This window comes from Antarcticimicrobium sediminis, from assembly GCF_004348975.1.
Lineage (GTDB): Bacteria > Pseudomonadota > Alphaproteobacteria > Rhodobacterales > Rhodobacteraceae > Antarcticimicrobium > Antarcticimicrobium sediminis.
Genome location: NZ_SMFP01000001.1, coordinates 573,824 through 598,089, shown reverse-complemented (window position 1 = coordinate 598,089; position 24,266 = coordinate 573,824). Strand labels below are relative to the sequence as shown.

Annotated in this window: 13 protein-coding genes and 2 pseudogenes; 10 read left to right on the top strand and 5 right to left on the bottom strand. The window is 59.0% G+C overall.

Annotation, left to right across the window (positions count from 1 at the left end):
• The first annotated feature begins 370 nt into the window (after window positions 1–370).
• The gene (locus E1B25_RS22725; RefSeq protein ID WP_165937535.1) at window positions 371–8,137 is read left to right on the top strand and encodes a tandem-95 repeat protein; all 7,767 of its coding nucleotides are present in this window, start codon (window positions 371–373) and stop codon (window positions 8,135–8,137) included.
• Window positions 8,138–8,200: 63 nt separating this feature from the next.
• Here the strand turns inward: E1B25_RS22725 and E1B25_RS02780 are convergent.
• Window positions 8,201–8,884, bottom strand: a pseudogene (locus E1B25_RS02780) (transposase); the annotation flags it as partial.
• Here E1B25_RS02780 and E1B25_RS22485 point away from each other — a divergent pair.
• A pseudogene (locus E1B25_RS22485) lies at window positions 8,881–9,406 on the top strand (sulfoacetaldehyde acetyltransferase); the annotation flags it as partial. The pseudogenes E1B25_RS02780 and E1B25_RS22485 sit on opposite strands and share 4 nt — an antisense overlap.
• A gap of 5 nt (window positions 9,407–9,411) precedes the next feature.
• Here the strand turns inward: E1B25_RS22485 and E1B25_RS02770 are convergent.
• Window positions 9,412–10,347 (bottom strand): LysR family transcriptional regulator, encoded by a 936-nt coding sequence (locus tag E1B25_RS02770; protein ID WP_132827138.1) that lies wholly within the window; start codon window positions 10,345–10,347, stop codon window positions 9,412–9,414.
• 226 nt (window positions 10,348–10,573) lie between these two features.
• Between E1B25_RS02770 and E1B25_RS02765 the strand changes: the two genes are divergently transcribed.
• From E1B25_RS02765 to E1B25_RS02730, 8 genes are all read left to right on the top strand, one after another.
• On the top strand, window positions 10,574–12,013 hold the full coding sequence (locus E1B25_RS02765) for an aldehyde dehydrogenase family protein (protein WP_132827137.1): 1,440 nt from the start codon (window positions 10,574–10,576) through the stop codon (window positions 12,011–12,013).
• A gap of 15 nt (window positions 12,014–12,028) precedes the next feature.
• Window positions 12,029–12,778 (top strand): glucose 1-dehydrogenase, encoded by a 750-nt coding sequence (locus E1B25_RS02760; protein WP_132827136.1) that lies wholly within the window; start codon window positions 12,029–12,031, stop codon window positions 12,776–12,778.
• Between the two features lie 87 nt (window positions 12,779–12,865).
• A complete protein-coding gene (locus tag E1B25_RS02755) occupies window positions 12,866–13,849 on the top strand; it encodes an ABC transporter permease (protein ID WP_132827135.1) in 984 nt (327 codons plus the stop codon).
• A 42-nt stretch (window positions 13,850–13,891) separates the two neighbouring features.
• Window positions 13,892–14,905: a sugar ABC transporter substrate-binding protein gene (locus E1B25_RS02750; RefSeq protein ID WP_132827134.1), complete on the top strand. Its 1,014-nt coding sequence runs from the start codon at window positions 13,892–13,894 to the stop codon at window positions 14,903–14,905.
• A gap of 182 nt (window positions 14,906–15,087) precedes the next feature.
• Window positions 15,088–17,103 (top strand): ABC transporter permease, encoded by a 2,016-nt coding sequence (locus tag E1B25_RS02745; protein ID WP_245510587.1) that lies wholly within the window; start codon window positions 15,088–15,090, stop codon window positions 17,101–17,103.
• Entirely contained in the window at window positions 17,093–18,205 is a 1,113-nt protein-coding gene (locus tag E1B25_RS02740; protein WP_165937534.1) for a hypothetical protein, read from the top strand. Before E1B25_RS02745 ends, E1B25_RS02740 begins: the two co-directional genes overlap by 11 nt.
• The gene (locus E1B25_RS02735) at window positions 18,202–19,695 is read left to right on the top strand and encodes a sugar ABC transporter ATP-binding protein (RefSeq protein WP_132827131.1); all 1,494 of its coding nucleotides are present in this window, start codon (window positions 18,202–18,204) and stop codon (window positions 19,693–19,695) included. Before E1B25_RS02740 ends, E1B25_RS02735 begins: the two co-directional genes overlap by 4 nt.
• A 36-nt stretch (window positions 19,696–19,731) precedes the next feature.
• Entirely contained in the window at window positions 19,732–21,045 is a 1,314-nt protein-coding gene (locus E1B25_RS02730; RefSeq protein ID WP_132827130.1) for an MmgE/PrpD family protein, read from the top strand.
• Window positions 21,046–21,072: 27 nt separating this feature from the next.
• Here E1B25_RS02730 and E1B25_RS02725 read toward each other — a convergent pair whose 3' ends face one another.
• From E1B25_RS02725 to E1B25_RS02715, 3 genes are read right to left on the bottom strand one after another with little or no spacing between them, the layout of a single operon-like run.
• On the bottom strand, window positions 21,073–22,248 hold the full coding sequence (locus tag E1B25_RS02725; protein WP_132827129.1) for a CaiB/BaiF CoA transferase family protein: 1,176 nt from the start codon (window positions 22,246–22,248) through the stop codon (window positions 21,073–21,075).
• Window positions 22,248–23,399, bottom strand: coding sequence for an acyl-CoA dehydrogenase family protein (locus E1B25_RS02720; protein ID WP_206338489.1), 1,152 nt, complete (start codon window positions 23,397–23,399; stop codon window positions 22,248–22,250). Before E1B25_RS02720 ends, E1B25_RS02725 begins: the two co-directional genes overlap by 1 nt.
• 8 nt (window positions 23,400–23,407) lie before the next feature.
• A complete protein-coding gene (locus E1B25_RS02715) occupies window positions 23,408–24,256 on the bottom strand; it encodes an HTD2 family dehydratase (RefSeq protein ID WP_132827127.1) in 849 nt (282 codons plus the stop codon).
• Window positions 24,257–24,266: the final 10 nt, after the last annotated feature.

The window sequence follows — 24,266 nt, the reverse complement described above, 5'->3', positions numbered from 1 at the left end:
ACGGGTGGTTTTTCTCCTGATCAGGATCCGAAATTGACCGAACGGCCCGCGCCCCACGGGTGCGGTTGTTGAGATTAATATTCCTCAAAAACAAATACTTATATGCAAAACTCTGGGGGATTCCGGGCGCTCAACCTGCGAAATCAGGCCGCGCGACGACGGTGCGACGACCGCATCCCTTTATGTTGATCGGTGGTTTTTCGCCCCCTAGCGTTCAACATGGAACCGATGCGCCGACTGCTGCTGCCGGGTATCGCCCGCCTTTTGAGAGACACTTTTCAGCCCACCCCGAGGGCATTCCAATTCGATGCATCTCCCCGAATTTTACGGCGGAGATGCCATTCAAACAATTTTCGCGGAGGACCGAGCTATGGCCGAAGACCAGAGCATCTACGACGAAGTCATGGAAGCCTACGGGTATGGGGATTTGCTGGGGGTCGTCGAAGTGCTGGTCAATGCGGCCGCAGGCAGCACCTATGCAGCGGCCGACAGCCTGTTCTCCATCAACGACCAGATGATCGGCGCCATCAGCGAGATCATCAACCAGATCAACGACATGACCAATTCCGGTGCGCTGGAGAACACCAACCAGGTCATGGGGGTTATGAACAACCTGCACGCCGCCGCCCAGTTTCTGGACAAGGTGGGCAATTACACCACCAATCTGGAAAACGCGCAGAGCGTCGACGCCATGACCGGCGGGCTTGGCCTTGTCGGCAATACGGCGGGCAGCGCCAGCGATCTGATTGGCGCGGCGAGCGCGGCGCTGGCCATCATCGCGACACTGGCAGCCCCCGAGGCGGCCGGGGTTATCCTCTTGGCGTCGGCGGGGCTGAACGGGCTCAGCAATACCTTGAAGGCGATCCAGGGCGGGGTTGGCGAATTCAGCACCTTGATCGAAACGGTCAACAACGCGATGAACCACGCGCAGAACGATCCCGGCGGAAATGCGGTGGTGATCGAGCCGCCCAGCGGTGGCGGCACGGACTCGCGTGGCGACCCCATCAAGCCGATCATCATCACCTCGGAAGACGGCTGGAAAACGATCCGGATCGAGGAAAGCCAACATCAATCCCTGACCGAAAGCGAGTTCGCCCCGCCCGACACCGGGCTCGCCGACGACACCACGTCGAATGCCGATAACACCGGTGGTGGTGGGAGCGGCGGATCCGGCGGATCCGTGGGGGGCGGCGGCGGCGGCATCTCGGGTGGCGGTGGTGGTGGCGGCGGCGGAGGAACAAGCGGGCGCTACCCCGCTCTGGAGAGTATGTTCGGCGGCCTGGGCGGCGGCGGTGGCTCCGGCCGTGGTGGGGGCGGCGGTTTCGGCCCCGGCACCCCCGGCGACGGGGACAAGCGCAAGCGTGACCCCTTCGTGCTCGACCTCGACGGTGACGGGATCGAACTCAGCCAGGTGGCGGCGCCTCCGGTGTTCTTCGATGCCGATGGCGACGGGTTGGCGGTCATGACCGGGTGGGTCGATCCCGATGACGGATTCCTCGCGCGCGACATCGACGGCAACGGGGTGATCGAAACCCAGGCCGAACTGTTCGGCACAAGCAATGTTGATGCGATCAGCGATCTTTCTACGCAGGACGGCAACGGTGACGGCCTGATCAACGCCGATGACGCCATCTGGTCGCAGCTTCGGGTCTGGCGTGACCTGAACCGGGACGGGCAGAGCGCGGCCAGCGAATTGCAGACCATGGACGAGGCCGGGATTCTGCATTTTTCGCTCGACCAGCGGATTTCGGGTCGGGTCGATGGCGACAACCTGATCCACTCCACGACAACCTTTGAAACGGTGGGCGGCGAGATCGGCACCGGCGCGGCCGTCTTCTTCGGCGTGAACACGATGTACAACCAATCCACGCCGCCCGCCGTGTTCGAAGCCGGGTTGCCGTTCCTTGATCTTCCCAACGTCAAGGGGTTCGGTGCGATGGCCGACCTGCGATATGCGGCCTATGACGATCCGGATCTTCTGGCGATGATCCAGTCGCTCGTCGTCGATGCTGCCACGCTCAGCGGAGGAGAGTTCCAGGCGCAGTTCGAGGCGATCGCGCTGCGATGGGCGGGGGTTGAAGGGGTTGACCCGGGCAGCGATCCGAATGGGCCGAACCAGCAACACGAGGCCTTTCTCGAGGTGTTCCGCGGCGTTGATCGGACGGACCTCACAAGCGCGTCGGGCGGGCATACCCTGGTTTCCGCTGAGGACAGCTATCACGCGGCACTGAGTTCGCTGGCGCTGCGGTTCGGCGTCGAACTGGCGACCTTGGAACTGACCGGGGCGAGCACCGGTGCCGAAATCACTGCGGCGATGGACAGCCCGTTCTTTGCCCTGAGTTTCCTTTCGGTCAGCCCGCTGACCGGCACCATCAACGGTGGTCTGGAACGGATCATCTACGAGATCGGCAGGCGGTTGCCTGACGACACCGCCGAGGCGATGGACAAGCTGGAAAAGACGATGCACTTCCTCTCGGGGTTCCGGGACGAATACTTCCTCGAACAGGGGGACCGGATCGACACCACCTACAAGAACGAGGATTTCGACGACTTCGTGATGACGGCGCTGACCCGTTTCATCGACAACCCGACGCTGGTTCAATTCGCCTTTGCGGCGCTGAACTCACCCACGCAGTTCCTCGGCACCGCCGGCGACGATACCGCATCGACCGGGCTCAACACGCATATGACCTCGTTCTCGCGCACGCTGCTGGTCGATCTGGGGGCTGGTGACGACAGTCTTGACGTCGATGCGGACCTGCTCTTTCCCGGCACTTGGGATGTGTCCTATATCTATCGGGACGGCGACGGCAGCGATGTGATCGATATCACCGGCGCAGAGGGGGGGCACAAGCTGTTCCTGGCCGACATCGGCTCGGACCAGGTTGAACTGACCGAGGCCGAAAACGGCGTCGACGGCGTCGTCACCTTCTACGACGGCGCGACGATTACATTTGTCGGGCTGTTTGCCGACCCGGTGCTGGGTGTTCCCTCGTCGCTGCATATCTACACGGCCGACGGGGTGGACCTGTCGACCGATGGTGGATCCAACGCGGGCATCACGGTCAGCACCCCGGCGGATGAGGACTTCGTCGGAGAGGCCGTCGTCGCCGAAAGCTATTTCTACTCGCTCGGCGACGGCACCGACACGATTACCGAGGCTTACGTCAACAACGATCCGACCATCGACAAGATCGTTTTCGCCGACATCGACAAGGACGAGTTGATCCTTGCGGTCGACGGCGCCGATCTCGTGCTGAGTTTCACCAATGGCCAGCCCGGCGACAGCATCCGCCTAGTCGGTCAACTGAACCCGAACGGCTATTTTTCCAACAACCCGGCCTGGAAGGTCGAGCAGTTTCATTTCGGCGATGGAGAGGTCGCGACCGCACAGGATCTTGTCGACCTCTATTTCGCGTCACTGGCCAGCGATGGCGATGACATGATCACCGGGTTGCGCTTTGCCGATCTGATCCCGCTCAGCGACGGCACCGATGCGTTGAGCGGCGGAAAGAACGACGACACCTATCTGCGCGGCGCGACCGTGACCGGCACCACCACGATCGAGGACAACGGTTCCTCCAGTTCCGACCGGCTGGTGATTGAAGGGTTTGCCCGGGCCGACGCCAGTTTCTCGCGCAGTGGCAGCGACGTGACGATCACCCTGCCCAACGGTTCGGTCGTGCTGACCAACCAGATGGCCACCAATTCCAGTGACGTGATCGAAGAGGTCGTGTTTACCGACGGGGTGATGACGGCGACCGAGATCACCGCGCTCCTGGTGCCCTCCACCGGCACTTTTGCCGATCTCACCGGCACCGCTGCGGCGGAAACGCTGACCGGCACGGCGGCGGATGAACGGATCGACGGGTTGGCGGGTGACGATGTGCTCAACGGGCGCGGCGGATCCGACATCTACGTGGTTACCGCCACCTCCGGCAATGACACCATCGACGAAAGCGGCGATGGTGGATCGGCCAGCGTTGACCGCGTGCAGTTCGCCGAGGTGACCCCGGCCGACATTGCCCTTACGCGGGTGGGAAGCGACCTGTTGATCGAGGTGCTGGCGACCGCCCAGACCCTGACCATCGACCAGCAGTTCGGCGCCGAGTCCACGAGCGTCGAGTATTTCGAGTTCGCCGATGGCACCATCTGGGATCGCAGCGACATTGCCGCGAACAGCTTTATCCGGGGCACCGCGGGCGACGACACGATCAACGGCAGCAATGCCGCCGAGAACATCATCGGCCTCGAAGGCGACGATATTCTGCGCGGCAGTCAGGGCGACGATGTCTACGTGTTCCGCGATGGCGACGGGAACGACAGCATCAACGATGCGCGCTATTCCAACGACACCAGCGTCGTCAACACCGTCCGCCTCACCGAGACCGAGTTGTCCGAACTGCGGATCGAACTGGTGAACGACGGCGGTTCGATCTCCGATATCCTGCTGCGCTATGGCAACGACGATACCATCCTGATCGAGAACGGGTTCGCGTCGAGCGACTATGCCAACATCCGGTCGATCCAACGGGTCGAACTGGCCGACGGCACCGTCTTTACCGACGAGGATCTGATCGACCTCGCCACGCTTTACGGCACCGACGGCGATGATGTCATCAATGGCGCGGTGCGGATCGACGGGTTGGGCGGGGACGACGTGATTACCGGTTTCGGGGGCGAGACCGATTTCATCTGGCGCGCGGGGTCGGGCAACGACACCATCGTCAACCGCGCCTACGATGGCGGCAACAGCCGGGTCGTGATGGAGGGTTTGACCCGCGACGAGGTGAGTTTCGCCCGCAACGGCCTCGACATGGTGATCACGCTGATCGCCACGGGCGAGACGGTCACCGTACAAAACCAGTTCCACCCCGTACAAAGCGGGCGCAAGGCCGGTGTGCGCGAGGTGGTTTTCGACGACGGAAGCTATGGTCGTGACGCGGTGGCCAATGCCGCGCTGGTGCCGGCCACGGCCGGTGAGGACGTGATCCAGGGCGGCTGGGACAGCGAGTTTTTCCGCAGCTTGGCCGGCGATGACACCATGAACGGGGGGCAAGGGTCGGATCGTTATGTCTGGCAGAAGGGCGATGGCAACGACACCATCACCGACAACAGCAACGGGTTCGACGACATTGACGTGCTGACCCTGACCGACGTCAACGACACGACGGAAATTGCGTTCTCGCGCAGGGACGGCATCTCTTTCGACCTGCAAATCACTATTCTCGAAACCGGCGAGGTTATCACTCTCGTCGACCAACTCGCCTATGGTCATGGCGGCATCGAGCGGGTCCAGTTCGCCAATGGCAGTTTTGTCACCCTGGAAGGGATCGAACCCCATGTTCCCCTTGTCGATACGCTGGCGCTTGGACAGATCGAGGGGGATTTCGATGACAACACGCTGAACGGCCTCGCAGGCGACGACCTGCTGAACGGTGGGGAGGGCGCCGACACCTATATCTGGACCCGGGGCGACGGCAACGACACGATCAGTGAAACCATGATCGACTGGATCTGGGTCGAGGACCCCGAGAGCGATGAGGGCGGCTATGGCGAAGAGGTCGAGGTTCCGGTCGAAAGCGCGAACGATGCGCTGCGGCTGGTCGGCGTGGCCTCGAACGAGGTATCGCTTTCCCGCCCGGATGGCACGGACGACCTCGTGATCACCGTGCTCGACACCGGCGAGACAATCACCGTGACCGATCACTATGTCTCGGCGCTGTCAGGCCTCGAAAAGATCGTTTTCGACGATGATGTCTTCTCGCGGGCCGATATTCGTGCCGAGACCGGGGGCGAAAGCTTCACCGGCGACGGCAGCGACCAGATCCTGACCGGTGGGCTTGGCGCGGATCTGTTCACGCTCTCGGGCGGGAACGAGACCGTGCAGACCGGTGGCGGGCGCGACGTGATCGTGATCGGCACAGAGGGGGGCAGCGACCGGATCGAGGGGTTCAAGCGCGGCCTCGAAGGCACGAAGGTCGCGCTGCCCGACGGGGTGTTCCCCAATTTCGACGCGCTGCTTGCGGCGGCGAGCGACACGCCCGAGGGGCTTTTGATCTTACTGGGTGGCGGCAACCAGATCCTGATCGTGGGGGTGTTGCTGAGAGATCTCGAACCAGAGAACTTCGGCTTTGCCCGCCCGCCGATCGAGGGCACCGGAGGGGTGGACGACATCCTTGGCACCCTGCTGGACGATACCATTGTCCTGCACGGTGGCGATGACCTGGTGCAGGGGGGCGGTGGTGACGATGCCATCGACGGGGGCGATGGGCGCGATGTCGTCTATTTCGACGGCGCCTCGACCGATTTCACGATCCTGCGTAGCGGCAACACGGTTGTCGTCACCGACACCAACCGAACCGACGGGGACGAGGGCACCGACACAATCGTCGATGCCGAGCTGCTGAGTTTCCTAGGCGACCGGGTGACCATGTCGCTGGTCAATCGGCCACCGGTTCCGTCAAGCGAGGGCAACGCCGCAACGCTGGATGAGGATACCACGCTGACCGGCGCCTTGCCCGCCGCCACCGATCCCGATGGCGATACCGGATTGGCCTATACCCTCTCCGGGCCGGTGCCCGAGGGGCTAACGCTGAACCCGGACGGCACGTTCAGCTATGCACCGGTCGCGGATTTCAACGGGGTGGTCAGTTTCGACTACACGGTCTCCGACCCGGACGGGGCGGAAAGCGATCCACAAAGCTTCACCTTTACCGTGACGCCTGTGAACGATGCGCCAGTGGCCTCGGAGGGGAACAATGCCGCAACGCTGGACGAGGATAGCACGCTGACCGGCGCGCTGCCCGCCGCCACCGATCCCGACGGCGATACCGGGGTGGCCTATGCCCTCTCCGGGCCGGTGCCCGAGGGCCTGTCACTGAACCCGGACGGCACGTTCAGCTATGCACCGGTCGCGGATTTCAACGGGGTGGTCAGTTTCGACTACACGGTCTCCGACCCAGAGGGGGCGGAAAGCGATCCACAGAGCTTTACCCTCACCGTGACGCCTGTGAACGATGCGCCGATCCTGGTCAATCCGCTGTCGGATCGGACCGTCAATGCGGGAGAGGCGATCAATTTTCTGTTGCCCGACGATGCCTTTTCCGATGTGGATGGCGACGCGCTGACCCTCTCCGCCGCCCTGGCGGATGGCGGTGCATTGCCGGACTGGCTCGTCTTCGATCCCGATACCGGCCGGTTCTCAGGCGCTGCCCCCTCGGGGTTCGCGGACGAGATCGAGGTGCGCGTCACCGCGTCCGACGGGATGCTGTCGGACGATGATGTCATGGTGTTCGCGATCACCGGCCCGACCAACCGGGCGCCTGTCGCGGCGGGTGACGATGGGTTCGAGACCGGAGCGGGCGAGCCCCTGAGCATCAATGCGGCCGATCTTCTGGCCAATGACAGCGATCCCGATGGCGACATGCTGGACGTCATCTCGGTCGGCACGGCAGAACATGGCACGGTCGAGATCTCCGGCACCGACATCCTGTTCACGCCCGAGGCTGGCTACGTCGGTGCCGCGCATTTCGAGTACACCGTGTCCGACGGCGACCTCGAGGCCACCGCGATGGTGACGCTCGAGGTGACTGGCGATGACTACGCGGGCTTTGTCCACGGTAGCGAAGGACGCGATACCATGTTCGGGTCGTGGTGGGCGCCGTCGTTGCTCTACGGATCTGGCGGAAACGACCTGCTTTTGGGTGGCTTGCGCGACGACCATCTCGCCGGTGGCGACGGACGGGACCGTCTGTTCGGCTCCTGGGGCGACGATACTCTGGAGGGCGGCGATGACCGCGACAGCCTCTTTGGCGGAAGCGGCGACGACGTTCTGGATGGCGGCGCTGCGTATGATCGCCTGTACGGCGGCCGTGGCAAGGATCTGTTCGTCTTTGTCGAGGGCAACGGCGTCGACCGGATCGAGGATTTCGAGACTGGCGAGCGACGGTGGTTTTCGCGCGGCGAAGATGTCGTGCGGATCGACGTGGAGGGGATCGACAGTTTCGCTGACCTTCTGGAGACCTCGGTCGGGTCGCACCGTCATGCCAGTTTTGATTTCGGCGATGGTGATCTGCTGATCCTTCGGAATACGCGGTTGTCTGAACTGTCAGCCTCGGACTTCGACTTCGTCTAGGCTCCGCGCGACGCTGTTGCACAAATTGGCTGATGGACGGGTTTCTCCCTTCTCCAAAAGGATTTAGCCTGCGGCTTTCGCGAGGGGGATGCCAAGCGCGGTGTCGCCATTCAGGACCGCGATGCGCATCTGAATCTCAGCGACCTGGTGGTCAAAGTCGCGCGCCATGTGCTGCCTGTCAGCGGCTTGCCTGCAAACGACGAGAAGGAGGCGCTGGCCCAATAGCTTCATACAATGGATCCACTGACCGGCAGGGTATTTTCGAAGGAAATGTCCCGAGAGGTTTTGTCTCGACACGGCTTCTGCGGTGGTATCCGCACCAGTTCCGCCAGAGCGCCCGACCCAGATACTTTGATGCGCAAAGCGTATCGTTCCTGGCGATGGCACCGGCGGTGCTTGGCTTGCATGGCTGGGCATTTCTACGCGGGCGGATAACCGCCGCCGCTCCACGATCGGCGATAGCATTATGGCAGCTGCGCGTGTTGTATGCTCCATCTGCGGTCACGCTGCCAATGTCCTGATTGCGCGGGATCTGGTTGAGCAGTTCGGGCAACATTGGTGCATCCCCAGTGGCACTGCCGGTGACCTCGACCGCTCTGACTTCCAGGGTCTGTTCGTCGATGCCGAGATGGATCGCGCGCCAGACGCGTCGTTCGGGGCCACCCGCTGCCCGGCAGTCGAAACGCAGTTTCGGTGAGAGGGATGCTTACGCGCATTCCACTCGCCTTCTCCCTCGACCTTGATACCAACACAACGACGCCTTTCCGGGTAGCCCCCCCACTCTTCGCTGGCCCCTTGGGCTACAACGGATCGAAGGCCGGGATGGACTATTGGCCTGAGAGCGCAAAGATCATTCAGGTTGATATCAACCCGGATCGAATCGGTCTGACCAAGAGGGTCACGGTCGGCATCGTTGGAGAAGCGGCAAAGGTGGCGCGTGGTATTCTTGGCCCGTTGCCAGCGGATGCCGGTGACAACGGCGCGAAGACCGCAAGATTCGGATCGCCCAGACCAAAAGCGCATGGGCGCAACAGCTGTCGTCGATTAATCACGAAGAGGACGATCCCGGCACCAATTGGAACGAACGTGCCCGCAGTGACAAGCCGAACTGGATGAGCCCACGCAAGGCCTGGCGTGCGATCTCCGCCGCCCTGCCGCCCTGCCGCCCTGCCGCGCAACGCGATCATCTCTTCCGACATCGGCAATAACTGTGCCATCGGTAATGCCTATCCTAGCTTTGATGCGGCCCGGCGTACCCCGACGCCGGGCCGACCTCATGCCGGAGCATCGAGTCTTGCTTTTGTGATCTTCCACCCGGTTTTCGGGGCCAGTTCTGCGGCCAGGTTCTGGAGCATGTTCGTCAATATGGTCATCGCCCGGGTTGGGTGTTTGTTTGGGGTCTGGCCCAGCACCGTTGTCAGCTTGACATTGGGCAGCAAGGGAGCCGCCTTGAGCCGCCCATCATTCAGTTCACGGACCACACAGGACGGCGGCAGAATGGCTACGCCTTCGCCGCGGTGTGCCAACTCGATCATGCAGGGCAATGAATCGATCTCGATCAGCGGCTCAAACGGCACATCAGCGGACACGAACGCCGCGTCCAACGTCAGGCGGTGAAGATGTGGGCGCCACGCGGAGATCAGTTTTTTTCGGGCAAGGTCCGTGATCTGTATTTCGGCTTTGTCCCCGAGCATTTCGGCGGTTCCCAGTGCGACCATGTCCTCTTCTATGAAGGGCGACATCACGGCGGCGCTGTGTTCTTTTGAGTGGTACAGAATGGCCATATCCAACCGCCCACTGACCAGCCATTCGTAAATGGTGCCACTGAACGCTTCGACAACCTGTACCGAAACATTGGGATACAGGGCCCGCATGCGGTGTAACAGGGGAGGCACCAACGAAACCGAATAGGCCGATGGCACCCCCAGATACACGGTTCCAACAGGATTATCCTTGTTCGACTGAATGCTTTCCTTTGCGTCGATACATTCTTTTTGAATGCGCCGCGCGTGTTCCAACAGCATTTTTCCGTCCTCTGTTGGCTCAACCCCCCAGCTTTGTCGGCGCAGCAATTGCGTGCCGAGGGTGTCTTCGAGCGACTTGATTTGTCGACTGAGCGCGGATTGGGCGATGTTCAGAAACGCAGCGGCCTTGGAGATGTTGCCCCATTCCACGATTTGGATAAAATTCAACAAATACAAAATGTTCATGTGTTTCCGGTGCTTCCATATTCATCCCGGAGCGGGATATTTGGCAAGACGCTAGGAAAGAGCGTGGATGATGTCCATGCTCAATGGGCATGGGCAGGATCTAAATCTAGCATTGGACGCATACCAAACCCGCCAATACGCTTGTGATCAAGATCAGGGGAGGGGTCTTGGCTCGCGCCGCACTGGAGTATTCCGGCGCGCCAGAGCCAGACCATGGGGAGAAGAAATGACCAACGCAGAAATCTACATCGGCGGCGAGTGGATGGCTCCGTCATCCGGGGGCACCATTGACGTTCTGTCGCCCAGCGATGGCCAGGTGTTTGCGAATATTGCCGATGGCAATGCCGATGATATCGACCGTGCGGTGCGCGCGGCGCGGGCAAGCCTGTCTGGAGAATGGGGCGCAGTGGTCCCTGCCGAGCGTGGGCGTATCTTGTCGCGGTTGAGCACGCTGATCTTGGCGCATGCCGATGAATTGGCCGACATTGAAGCGCGCGACACGGGTAAGCCGATGACCCAGGCGCGTGCCGATATCGCGGCTTGTGCGCGGTACTTCGAATTCTACGGCGGCGCGGCAGACAAACTGCATGGCGAAACGATCCCCTATCTCAAGGAATATTTCGTTTCCGTGGTTCGTGAACCTCATGGTGTGACAGGTCATATCATACCGTGGAATTATCCTGCACAGATGTTTGGGCGCACATTGGCCCCGGCATTGGCGACCGGGAACGCGGCGGTACTGAAGCCCGCCGAAGAAGCCTGCTTGAGCTGTATTCGTTTGACTGAACTGGCAGCCGAGGCCGGATTGCCGGCTGGCGCGCTAAACCTGGTCACCGGCTATGGTGTCACGGCGGGGGCCGCGCTTTCGGCGCATGGCGATGTGGATTTCATGTCCTTTACCGGATCGCCCGAAGTTGGAACCATGGTGCAGATCGCATCAGCAAAACACCACCGACCCTGTGTTCTGGAACTGGGGGGCAAATCGCCTCAGATCATTTTCGACGACGCGGACTTTGATGCGGCATTGCCAGTTGTTGTTGCCGGGATCGTGCAGAATGGTGGCCAAACCTGTTCTGCCGGCAGTCGGGTTCTGATCCAGCGCAGCATCTTTGACGATTTCACCGCCCAGTTGGCGGCGCGGATCGCTGATCTTGTCGCAGGACCGCATGGCAAGGACTTGAATTGCGGCCCTTTGATTAGTGGCAAGCAGCGGGACCGGGTGCGGAAATTCGTGGCCAGCGCCGAGGCAAACGGCGTGCCTTGCATGGCCCGCGCCAAACTTGACGGTGACGCGCCCGAAACTGGGTATTACGTGGTGCCAGCGCTCTATGGTCCGGTGTCTGAAACAGATGATCTGGCCCAAAAAGAAGTGTTCGGGCCCTTGCTCGCGGCCATTCCTTTTGACGATGAGGCTGATGCGGTTCGGATCGCCAATGACACGGATTTCGGTTTGATCGCCGGGGTTTGGACCAACAATGGCGGGCGGCAGATGCGGATGGCCAACACCCTGCGCTGCGGCCAGGTTTTCATCAACAATTACGGGGCCGGTGGCGGTGTTGAATTGCCATTTGGCGGCGTCAAACACAGTGGTCATGGGCGCGAAAAAGGGTTTTCCGCCATGCAGGAATTCACAGTAACCAAGACAATCGTGCTCAAGCACACGTAAAGATCGGGAGAAGACATGCGTATTCCAGGAAAAGTGGCTGTAATTACCGGAGCGGGCTCTGGTTTCGGCGAAGGCATCGCCAAACGGTTCGCGCAAGAGGGCGCAAAAGTTGTTGTTGCGGATATCAATGGCGAAAGTGCCAAGCGTGTTGCCGATGAAATCGGCGATGCAGCGGTTGCCATCACCACAGATGTCACGTCACGCAGCGACACCAAGGCAATGATTGATCTGGCCGTCGAAAAATTCGGCCGTCTGGACTGTCTGATCAACAACGCAGGATACACTAGCCGCAATGGCTCGCTGATGGATGTCGACGACAAGACCTTTGACCGCATTTTCGATGTGAACGTCAAAGCCATCTATCTGGCAACGCAGGTCGGCGTTCCGGTGTTGCGCAAGTTCGGCGGCGGCACGATCATCAATGTTGCCTCGATCGGTGCATTGCGCCCGCGCCCTGGTCTGGTGTGGTACAACGGCTCCAAGGGGGCCGCGCTGAACATGACAAAAGGTATGGCAGTCGAACTCGCCCCCGACGGTATCCGGGTGAATGCGCTGTGCCCTGTGTTGGCTGAAACCGGGTTGCTCGAGGAATTCATGGGCAAGGAAGACACGCCAGAAAATCGCACGGCATTCTTGGCGACCATTCCCCTGGGGCGCTTGGGTCGGCCATCAGACGTTGCAGGTGCGGCGCTTTATCTGTGTTCTGACGACGCAGAATTCATCACCGGTGTATCGCTCGAAGTTGACGGCGGGCGCGGCGTCTAACGCCATAGGTGCGAAACGCTGAAGCCAGCGTTTCGCACGCCCACAATCACAAAGCCAGCTCACCCATCATATCCGCAAGGTTGCCTTATGAAAAAATCAGTTAACAGTTTGAAACTCGATCAGCAGACGATTGTGACGGGTCTATTCCTGGTAATTTTTCTGATGTTCGCGATCTTTCTGCCGGGATTTTTCACGGCTGGTAATCTGCTTGTGCTGATCCGGTCGGTCTCGGTCCTGGGCATTCTCGGGCTGGGGATGGCCATTGTGGTTATTGGCCGTGGTATCGACCTGTCGATGATCGCAACCCTGTCGGTTCCTGCCGCGCTGGTGATGACACTCGCTGCCGCCGGATATCACCCGGTCGTGGCAATCCTTGCTGGCTTGGCTTTTTCCATTGCTACAGGAATCGTGAATGGCGTGCTGGTAGCCTATGCCGAGATTCCGGCTCTGTTCACAACTTTGGCGGTTGGAATCGGAATTGCCGGTATCGGACAGAGCGGGATGTTCGAATATGACATTATCGCCTGGCCCGTAGAATTGGACAGTATCGCCTGGATCGGGCGCGGTAAGATTTTCGGACTGCCCTATTCCATTCTGGCGTTCGCGGCCGCGGCGCTGATCGTGCATGTGTTTCTGAAAAAGACCCGGCTGGGATTTTTCATCTATGCCATCGGTGACAACCTTTCAGCGGCGCGTATTACCGGTGTCCGCGCGCGTCCGATTATCATTCTTCAATACGTGATGTCAGCGGGAATCGCACTGTTTGCCGGGTTGGTGCTGTCGGCATCGTCCAACAGCATGGATACGCGGATTTTCAATCTGACTTGGATATACGACGTGATCCTTGTCGTCGTTCTTGGCGGGATTGGCCTTTCTGGCGGACGCGGCGGCGTGATGAACGTGATCATCGGGACAATTCTGATCGGCACAATCGTCAACGGCATGACAATTCTAAACGTTTCGTTTCAAGGGCAGAACCTCGTCAGGGGGCTGATACTTCTGTCGGCGCTGTTGCTCGACAGCATTGTAAATCCCCGTAACGAGGAAACCGCGAAACAAGGGGATATCTAAGAAAAAAGGCCATCTATTTACCGTGTTTTCAGGGAGGAAACCATGAAACTATCCAATAAGCTTACCTTTGCGGCCGCCGCAGTCATGTCTATGACAATCGGAGGCACTGCAATTGCTCAGCAAAGCATCAACGATCCGGCGCGCGATGACTATTACGCGACGATGAAGGATCGCAAGGTTGTCTTTGTTCCGGTCTTTATGGGGCTGGACCTGACTGAAGGTTGGTCCAAGATCATGGCCAATCAGGCAGAGGCGCTGGGATATCACTATGAGGTTCGGAATTCGAACTTCAATACGGCTGCAGGGGCGCAGACGATCACCTCTTTGATCTCGGAAAAACCCGACGTCATCGTGGTGCAAAACCCTGACGTGCAATCTTATGCACGGCTGCTGAAGCGCGCCGAGGATGCCGGGATCCACGTGATTCAGCTGAATATGAAGACCAACATCCTGACAACCGGCTTTGTCGGTGCTGACGTGGTCGCCATTGGTGAGGCGCAGGCCCGCGCTGCGGTAGAGCACTGCGCTTCGGCGGAGAAGCCGGGCAAAGTGCTTATCCTCGCCGGTCCTCCGACAAGCCCATTTTCAGCCTACATGTTGCGCGGATATGAAAATATCCTGAACGACAATGCCTCGATGGAAGTGGTCGGCATTCAGTCCACCGGATCCTATGAATCCTCCAAGGCGAAATCCATCACCCAGGTGGTCGTTCAACAGCATCCCGACCTGTGTGCGACCCTTGGCGTTTGGGATGCTCCCGATATCGGTACCGCTGCGGCGCTCGACGAAGCCGGTTTGAGTGACCAGGTGTTCGTGTCCACATCGGGGGGCGGTGGCGAACTGTCTTGCAGAGGCATCCGTGAAGGGATGTGGGATCACTATGTCAGCTATGATGTTCCCGGTCAGGGGCGTGACCTGAACGCACTGATCTCCTCAGCCCTTCAAGATACGAATGAAGTCGGATCGACCAAGACGGTTCTGTACACGCCGTTGGTGGAATTCACCGCTGACAATGTCGATCAGCAAGATTGCTGGACGTTGGACTCGCTTCGCTAACACGGGATTTGTCCCTGTCGGGTGCCGACCTTTCGGCACCCGACACAATGCTGATCCACTAGCATAACCTCAACGGACCTGAAAACATGATGAAGACCATAAGCAGACTCCGGTACAAATATTGGCCTGACCAGATATTCGGAGAGATCCTTCAGAAATCGTGGATGGAAACGGCTGTTCCTTTGGCTGTCCTCATTTTCACGATCGTGTTCTTCAGTACTCAGATCGAGAATTTCATTTCACCTGCCAACCTGTCGGACAATTTCCGGCAAGCAAGCGAGCTTGGTTTTGTGGTGCTTGGGATCTCGCTGGTCTTGATTGTGGGTGGCATTGACCTGAGCGTTGCGTCAATTTTCGCGCTCTGCAACCTGCTGGTTCTGTATTGCATGCATGTATGGCAGCTGCCGCTGCCTGCATCGATCGCGATCACGCTGGTATTTGGTGGGCTTTTGGGGGCCGTGAACGGAATCCTGATTGGCTACTTCCGGATGCGCGCCTTTCTGACGACGATGGTTACGTTGATTGTTTTCAAGTCGATCCACGACCTGATCAACGTCAAAGTGGCTGTGCCGATTTCGTCCAATTTTCCTGACTCGCCGATGTGGGACACGATGGGCTACGGCTCGATCCTTTCGGTTCCGACCGCAGTTTGGGCATTTGGTATCGTCGCGCTTTTCTGTCACATCCTTTTGACACGTCTGCGCCCCGGCTGGTGGCTGCTGGCTGTGGGGGGCAATCGCCGCTCTGCCTACAACATCGGCCTGCCGGTCAACCGCATTGTCGCGCTGTCTTATGTCGCTTCGGGTGCTCTGACGTCCGCATCTGCCATCTTCTATGCCGCGCGGCTGGCCAGTCCCGGCGCCGATACCGGGGTAGGGCTGGAAATTACCGTGCTGACCGCGGCCATTCTGGGCGGGATCCGGCTGGGCGGCGGCAAAGGTTCGGTCATGAAAGCGATCCTTGGCACACTCATCATTTTGCTGCTCACCAATGGGTTGCTTCGTATGGCCACTTCGGCTGGCACGGCGCGGATCATTCTGGCCACGATCCTGTTACTGGCCGCCGCGTTGGACATCCGCTGGTTCAAGAATCGCCACAAGGCGGTGCAGGAAATGTATGTCAGCCCGGCCTATCTGAAACTGCCGGAAATGCCCGATGACGTTGCCGCCCCCAACGCCGCATTCGCGCCCAATGACCGGCTCAAGAATGTCGAGACCATCGGCTTGGGCATGATCGAAGCGCCTGAAGACGTGATCCTGGACGCAGACGACAACCTTTATAGCGGCAACCGCCACGGCGAAATCATCCGCTTTTTCGCGCCCGATTATAAACGCCATGAAGTCTATGCTCGCATCGGTGGACAGCCTCTTGGTATGGCATTCGATGCTGGCTACAACCTTTACGTCTGTGTCGGTGGTATGGGCCTGTACCGGGTCACCGCAGACCGAGAGGTTGAATTGATCACCGATGAAACGAACCGTTCGCTCCTTTCGGTCATTGATGACAGTCGCCTGAAACTGGCCGATGATCTGGACATTCTGCCTGATGGCCGCATCCTGTTTTCTGAGGCTACGGTGCGCTATGAAATGCACGAATGGCAGACAGACGCGCTTGAAGGGCGGGGCAATGGCCGGATCATCCTGTACGATCCCAAGCACAAAAAAACGACGACCGTTCTGCGCCATCTGACCTTTCCCAACGGCATCGTGCTGGGGTCTGACGGCCAAAGCATCCTGTTTGCCGAAAGCTGGAAATGCTCGATCAAACGCTATTGGTTTGACGGCCCGAAAAAGGGCGATGTCGAGATGGTGATCGACAATTTGCTGGGCTATCCCGACAACATCAACGTGGCCTCGGACGGCAATTTCTGGCTGGCGATCATGGGCATGCGCAGTCAGGTGTTCGACCTTGCCATGCGCAAACCAGGCTTCCGACGCCGAATGGCCAAACAACTGCCCGGCGATGAGTGGCTGGCTCCGAACATCAACACGGGCTGTATCGTCAAATTCAACGAGGCGGGCGAAATTCTGGATGTGCTGTGGGATATGCACGGTGAAAACCACCCGATGATCACGTCAATGCGCGAACACAAAGGCTACCTTTATATCGGCGGGATTTATAACAATCGCATCGGTCGGATCAAGCTTGACGGAGCGGATGAAACCTTTGTTTCAAGTGGAAAATATCATGTTGGATAATCTGATCAGCTGGATCGGGTCGCGTGGCAACACCCGTGGGAAAAGCCTGTCGATCCCGGTTTTTGACGGGGCGTTCAAACCCAATAGCCTTCTCGAAGAAGCCGATATTCTGGCCGAGCATTCTGGGTTTTCTGACCTCGTGGCAGGCGCGGACAACCGCCTGTTGGCGGCTTGCGAAAACACCGTCGTTGAAGTTTCTGCCACCGGTTCGCTCTCGGAAATTGCTGCCTTCGATCGCCCCGTTACCGCGCTTGCCCAATTGTCAGATGGTCGCCTCGCCGTCGGATTGGGCGACACGGTTGTGATTGGGGTCGGGACGGATGCACATGTTTCAATCGATACTGTTGATGGTCGAAATCTGACGGCTGTCACTGCGCTTTACCCGGCACCGGAGGGCGGTCTGTTGGTCTGCGACGGGTCCAAATCCTATGGCTGCGACGATTGGGCCTGGGACTTGATGAACAACAAAAAAGATGGCCGCTTGATCGCCCTTGATGCGCAGGGCGGCAACGCACGGGTGCTTGCGTCCGGATTGGGCTATGCCTTCGGCGCCTATACCAGTCAAGAAACCGGCGTACTCGTTTCTGAAAGCTGGAACCATAGGGTGTCGCATGTCGCTGACAAACGCGCAGGCCCGGCCATTGATCGCTTACCCGGCTACCCTTGCCGCTTTGCCCCGGCCGAGGGCGGTGGTTTCTGGCTCAGCCTGTTTTGCAGCCGCACCCAATTGGTCGAATTCGTGTTGAAAGAAAAAGACTATCGCACCGAAATGATGGCCACCATTGATCCGCGCTTCTGGATATCGCCCAGCTTTGGCTCGGGCTCTGATTATCTGGAACCGCTGCAGGGCGGCGGGGTGAAACAGATGGGCATCCTCAAGCCTTGGGCACCGCCACGATCCTATGGCTTGTTGGTGCGGTATGATGCGAACTTGACGCCGCAATATTCCTTGCACAGCCGCGTTGGCGGGCGCCACCATGGGATATGTGCGGCCGCGCAGGTCGGGGACACGCTTTACGCCTTGTCCAAGGGCAGTGGGCGCATCGTCAAGATGTCCATCCTCAAAACACGCGCGACGCTTTTTGGGGAGAACGCAGCATGAAAACTATTCTTGAAATGCGCGGCATCACCAAGCTTTACGGGAAGGCCGCCGCGGTTGACGGCGTCAATTTCGATCTGATGGAAGGCGAGGTTCACGCCGTTCTGGGCGAAAACGGCGCCGGCAAATCGACCCTGACCAAAATGATGGCTGGGGTGGTTCATCCGAACTCCGGTGAAATCCTGTTTGAAGACGCCCCCATCCAAATCAAATCCCCTGCCGAGGCGGTAAGGATCGGCATCGCCATGGTGTTCCAGGAAACCAGCCTGGTGCCGTCAATGACGGTCGCGCAGAACCTGTTTCTGGGGAATGAGAAATTCTTTAACCGTATCCGTGGTGTCAACATCACCGCGCAACAATTCATGCAATCGCTCAGTTTTGATGTGGACCCGACCCAGATGGTATCGTCGCTGGGGGCCGCCAAGAAACAGATGGTGGAAATCGCTCGCGCGATGCTTCTGGATGCGCGCGTCGTCGTGTTTGACGAACCAACTGCGACCCTGACGCCCGAAGAAAAGCGCCACTTCTTTGATCTGGTGAAAACCCTAAAAAGTCATGGCGTTGCGGTGATTTTTATCTCGCACGCTTTGGAAGAGGCGCTGGAAATTTCTGATCGAATTACTATCTTGCGCGATGGTAAACATGTGGTGACCGACAAGACAGAAAATTTTAACCGGGACCGGATCATTCAGGCCATGGTTGGCCGCGAATTGACCGAAGAGCTCTATAATGCAAAGAAAACCGTGGCCCGGCCTGCGGGCGAGCGTATCCTGAGCATTCAGAATCTGCGCGCCGCCGGGGTGGTCAAGAACAACTCTCTGTCGGTGTTCAAAGGGCAGGTCACCGGCATCTTTGGCTTGGTTGGATCGGGCCGGACCGAGACGTTCAAGGTGGTGTCCGGGGCGATTAAGCGCAACTACCGCAATGGCGGTGAGGTGTTTCTGCACGGCAAGGCCGTGCGCTATCTGGTGCCAGCACCCAGCGTGCAGGACGGCGTTGCTTACATCACCGAAGACCGAAAGGTCGAAGGGTTCTTTGAGACGATGTCGATCAAGGCCAACATTTTTCTGGGTCTGCTGACCAAGGGGAAATCGGCGCGGTTCTGGCTCAAGAAATCGGAAATGGATCAGGTCGGGGATCAATGGGTGAAATCGCTTCAGGTTCGTGCAGTGACGCAAAATGCGGAGGTGATCGAACTGTCTGGCGGCAACCAGCAAAAGGTGGTGATTGCCAAGTCATTGGTGCAGGATCCCGACCTCGTCATCTTTGACGAGCCAACCCGGGGCGTTGATGTCGGGGCCATTGCGGAAATCCACGAGATCATCAATCGGCTTGCCGATGAAGGCAAAGCGGTGGTGGTGATCTCGTCCTATCTGCCCGAGGTCATGCAACTCTCTGACCGCCTTTTGGTGGCGCGCCAAGGCAAGGTCGTTGAAGAGTTTTCCCCCCTCGATGCCACTGAAGAAAAGCTGATGTATGCGGCGGTGCATTGACGTCGGGCCAACGCGGAAAACGAAGAGACATGAAAAATGAGCGAAGCCCTGGACCAGCTGGTTGCACTGGCGATGACTCCCACCGATGCAATCCCCGACTCCGCCAGAAGACTGGCGCGGTTTTCACTGTTCGATTGGATCACAGTTGGTCTGGCAGGCCAAAACGAACCTCTGTCGCGTATCATCAAGAGATTGGTGGGCGACGAAGGTGGGGTGCAGATTGCAACAGTGTTTGGCGGGCTTCGTGTACCTGCACGTGCTGCAGCCTTGGCCAATGGCACGATCAGCCACGCGCTTGACTATGACGATACCCATTTTGCCCATGTCGGGCATTTGTCGGTCGGTGTCTATCCGGCTGCAATGGCGATGGCAGAAGAAACGGACGCCAGCGCCGCGGACATGATTGATGCCTTTCTTGTTGGTGCCGAAGCGGCGGTGCGGTTGGGCATGGCCTTGGGGAGCGAGCATTACCAGCGCGGCTTTCATCAGACTGCGACGGCAGGAGCCTTTGGCGCAACAGTGGCCGTCGGTCGGCTGTTGGGTTTGACGCAAGATGAGTTCCGCAACGCGCTTGGTCTGGTCGCAACCCGCGCGTCCGGCCTTAAATCCCAATTCGGAACGATGGGAAAACCGTATAATGCCGGGATCGCTGCCGCCAATGGCGTCGAGGCTGCCAAACTTGCCAAACTGGGTTTCACGTCAAGTGATGATGGCATTTTCGGGCCGCAGGGGTTTTTCGAAACCCACACCCGAGTGGCCGGACCGTGGAGCATTTCGGCGCAAGATACGTTCCTGTTCGAAGACATCAAATACAAGTTGCATGCTTGTTGTCATGGCACACATGCAATGATCGAAGCCTTGCGTGGCGGCTTGGCCGCCTCTGCGTTGCCCGCCGATCAGGTGGCGCATATCAAAATTCGCGTCAATCCACGTTGGTTGACGGTCTGTGACAAGAAAGCGCCACGCAGCGGGCTAGAGGTCAAGTTCAGCTATGCGTGGCTTGCCGGTTTGGTCGTAAAAGGTATCAGCACATCCGCCGATAGCAGTTTCACCGATGATCTTTGCGCCGATCCATTTCTGCAAGCCTTCGCAGAAAAGGTCGAGGTTATCGGGGATGCAGAGATCTCTGATACCGCGACTGTGGGTGAGATCACGACAAGCGACGGGCGGGCAATCCAGATTTCATTTGATCTGTCGGCCAAGATTGCGCCGGATGATCTTGAAACAGGATTGCGCGCCAAGGCGAATGGATTGATCGGCGAAGCCTCCTCTCGTGTCGTGTGGTCGGCGGTTGACAATTTCTCAAGCACCAGCGCGCGCAGCCTGGCGGGCAGTGTCGCGTCGATCTAAAGTTGCGGGCCGCGCCGAGATCGGGCGTCAGACCACCTTCGCGTTGCGTAGATTGGTGATGTCGCTGTCCGAATATCCCAGTTCTTCCAGCAGGGCAGCGGTATGCTCACCAAGCGCGGGCACGGCATCCATTCGGGGCGGCTGCCCGATGCCACCGGGCGGCAACAGCGCGGGAATGGGGCCTGCGGGCGTATCAACCTGACGCCGGCGATCGCGCGCTTCAAATTGAACGTGGTTCCAGACGTCGGCCATTTCGTTCATCTTTGCGTTTGCGATGCCGGCGCGGTCGAGCCGTTCGACAACCTGTTCGGTCGTCAGGCTTGAAAAGCAGTCGGTGATGATCTGCGTCAGGGCAACCTTGCCTTCGGCGCGCGCGCTATTGGTTGAAAACCGGGGATCCGCTGCCAGATCGGGGGCTTCCAGAACGACACCGCAAAAGGCTGTCCATTCGCGTTCATTCTGCAGGCCAAGAATGACCGTGCGACCATCGCCCACGACAAATGGACCGTAGGGAAAAATCGTTGCATGGCTCGCACCCCCCCGCGGCGGAGGCGGCGCGCCGTCATACGCATAATAAAGCGGATAGCCCATCCACTCCGTCATCGCGTCGAGCATTGACAGGTCGATTTCGCAACCGCGCCCGGTTCTGCCGCGTTGAATGACGGCGGCCAGAATATTGGAATATGCGTACATCCCGGCTGCGATATCGGCGACTGAAATTCCGGCCTTGCTGGGGGTCTCTGGCGTCCCGGTGATAGACAGAAACCCGGCCTCGGACTGGATCAGAAGGTCATAGGCCTTGCGCTTTTCATCCGGGCCGCCGGTCCCGTATCCCGAAATATTGCAAACGATGATGCCGGGATTATCCTTGCTCAAGACCTCATGCTCCAACCCCAGCCGTTTGGCGGCTCCGGGGGAAAGGTTTTGAACCACCACATCGGCGGTCTTGATCAGTTTGTGCAGGATTGCCGACCCTTCAGGGTGTTTCACATCCAGCGTCAGGCTTTCCTTGGAGCGATTTGCCCAGACAAAATGCGATGCAAGACCCTTGACGCGGGTATCATAATTTCTCGCAAAATCTCCAATACCGGGGCGTTCGATCTTGATCACCCGCGCGCCCATATCGGCCAACTGCCGGGTGGCAAAGGGGGCGGCGACTGCATGCTCCAGGCTGACAACAGTTATTCCATCAAGCGGCAACATCAAAAGGACCTCGGAAGATCAAGCACATGTTCGGCGACATATGACAGGATCAGGTTGGTGGAAATTGGCGCGACCTGATAGAGCCGCGTCTCGCGGAATTTGCGCTCGACGTCGTATTCATGGGCAAAACCGAATCCACCATGAAACTGCAGGCAGGCGTTTGCGGCTTCCCAACTGGCCTTGGCGGCAAGGTATTTGGCCATATTTGCCTCTGTGCCCGCGGGTTGGCCTGCATCAAAAAGCGCGCAGGCGCGGAACCGCATTAGGTTGGCGGCTTCCAACTCGATCTTGGCTTCGGCAATGGGAAATTGAACGCCTTGGTTCTGGCCGATCAGGCGGCCAAAGACCTCGCGTTCCTTGACGTAGTCGACGACCTTGTCGATGAACCAATATCCATCCCCGATGCATTCCGCTGCGATCAATGTGCGTTCTGCGTTGAGACCATCCAGGATATAGCGAAAGCCCATTCCTTCTTCGCCGATCAGGTTTTCGACAGGAATTTCAAGGTCATCGAAGAACACTTCGTTGGTTTCGTGGTTGACCATATTGGCGATGGGTTTGACCTCCATGCCATTCCCGATCGCATCCTTCAACTCGACCATGAAGATCGACATGCCCAGTGATTTGCGTTTGACCTGATCAAGCGGTGTGGTGCGTGCAAGCAGGATCATCAGGTCGGAATGCTGAATGCGGCTGATCCAGACCTTTTGGCCGTTCACCACATATCGGTCGCCCCTGCGCACGGCTGTGGTCTTGATCTTGGTCGTGTCGGTGCCGGTCGTTGGTTCTGTTACCGCCATCGATTGCAGGCGCAATTCGCCGCTGGCGATGCGCGGCAAATACTGGGCCTTTTGCGCCTCGGAACCGTGGCGCAGCAGGGTGCCCATGTTGTACATCTGCCCATGGCAGGCGCCTGAATTGCCTCCGGAGCGGTTGATTTCTTCCATGATGATGCTGGCTTCGGTCAGGCCTAACCCCGATCCGCCGAACTCCTCCGGGATCATCGCGGCGAGCCATCCTGCCTTGGTCAGCGCGTCGACAAATTCTTCAGGATAGCCGCGGGCTTCATCGATCTTGCGATGGTACTCCGCCGGGAATGTCTCGCAGAGCGCGCGAACGGCATCGCGGATGTCTTGATGGTCTGTGTCCATGGGTAAACTCATTCGATTGTCGCCTTTGCTTGCATTGCCAGCCCGCCGTCTTGCCTGCGTGCCCACAATTGGAATGTTTTGCCGTCGTCGTCAGCTTCGCCATGAACTGAGAAGGTTTCGTTGTCGAAGACGCTCGAAATCGCCCTGAATTCGAAGCCGCGAAGCGTCGCCTGCGGAATTTCCCGGCGGAGCAGGTCAAGCAGCAAGGTGGCCAGCAGCGGTCCGTGGACAACCAGCCCTTTGTAGCCTTCGGTATCGATGCAGAACGGCCGATCATAATGGATGCGGTGGCCGTTGAATGTCAGCGCGGAATAGCGAAATAGAAGCACTGGGTCAGGGTCAATTTCACGCGAGAACGACCATTTTCCGGGGGCCCGTGGTGGCACAGGGGCAGGTGCATCGGGGCTGGGGGGGTGGCGATAGACGATGTCATGTTCTTCGTCGATGCCGAGCGTGTCGCCGTCAAACACCTGGTGCCCTACCGTGACAAACACCAACGGCCCCGATCGACCGTTTTTGGCCTTTACGGATCTGACGGTCGATACCTTTTTCAGGACGCGACCAATGCACATTGGCGCGTGAAAATTCAATCGGCTGCCCGCCCACATCCGGCGGGGCAGGGGGACCGGAGGCAGGAACCCTCCCAGTGCCGCGTGCCCATCATACCCGGCATCCGAGAGTTTGAAGATGGGCAGAAAGTGCAGCCAATGCCACAGCGGCGGCAGGGCTGACCCGGCGATGTATTCGCTGTCATCACGGTTCAGCGTCGCGGCCAGCGCGTTTGACGGAAACGGGGCAATGCATTCGTCATACGTTTCGGTTTTGCCGACCCACTGTTGCAAATGCGCTATGTCCATTTTGGCCTCG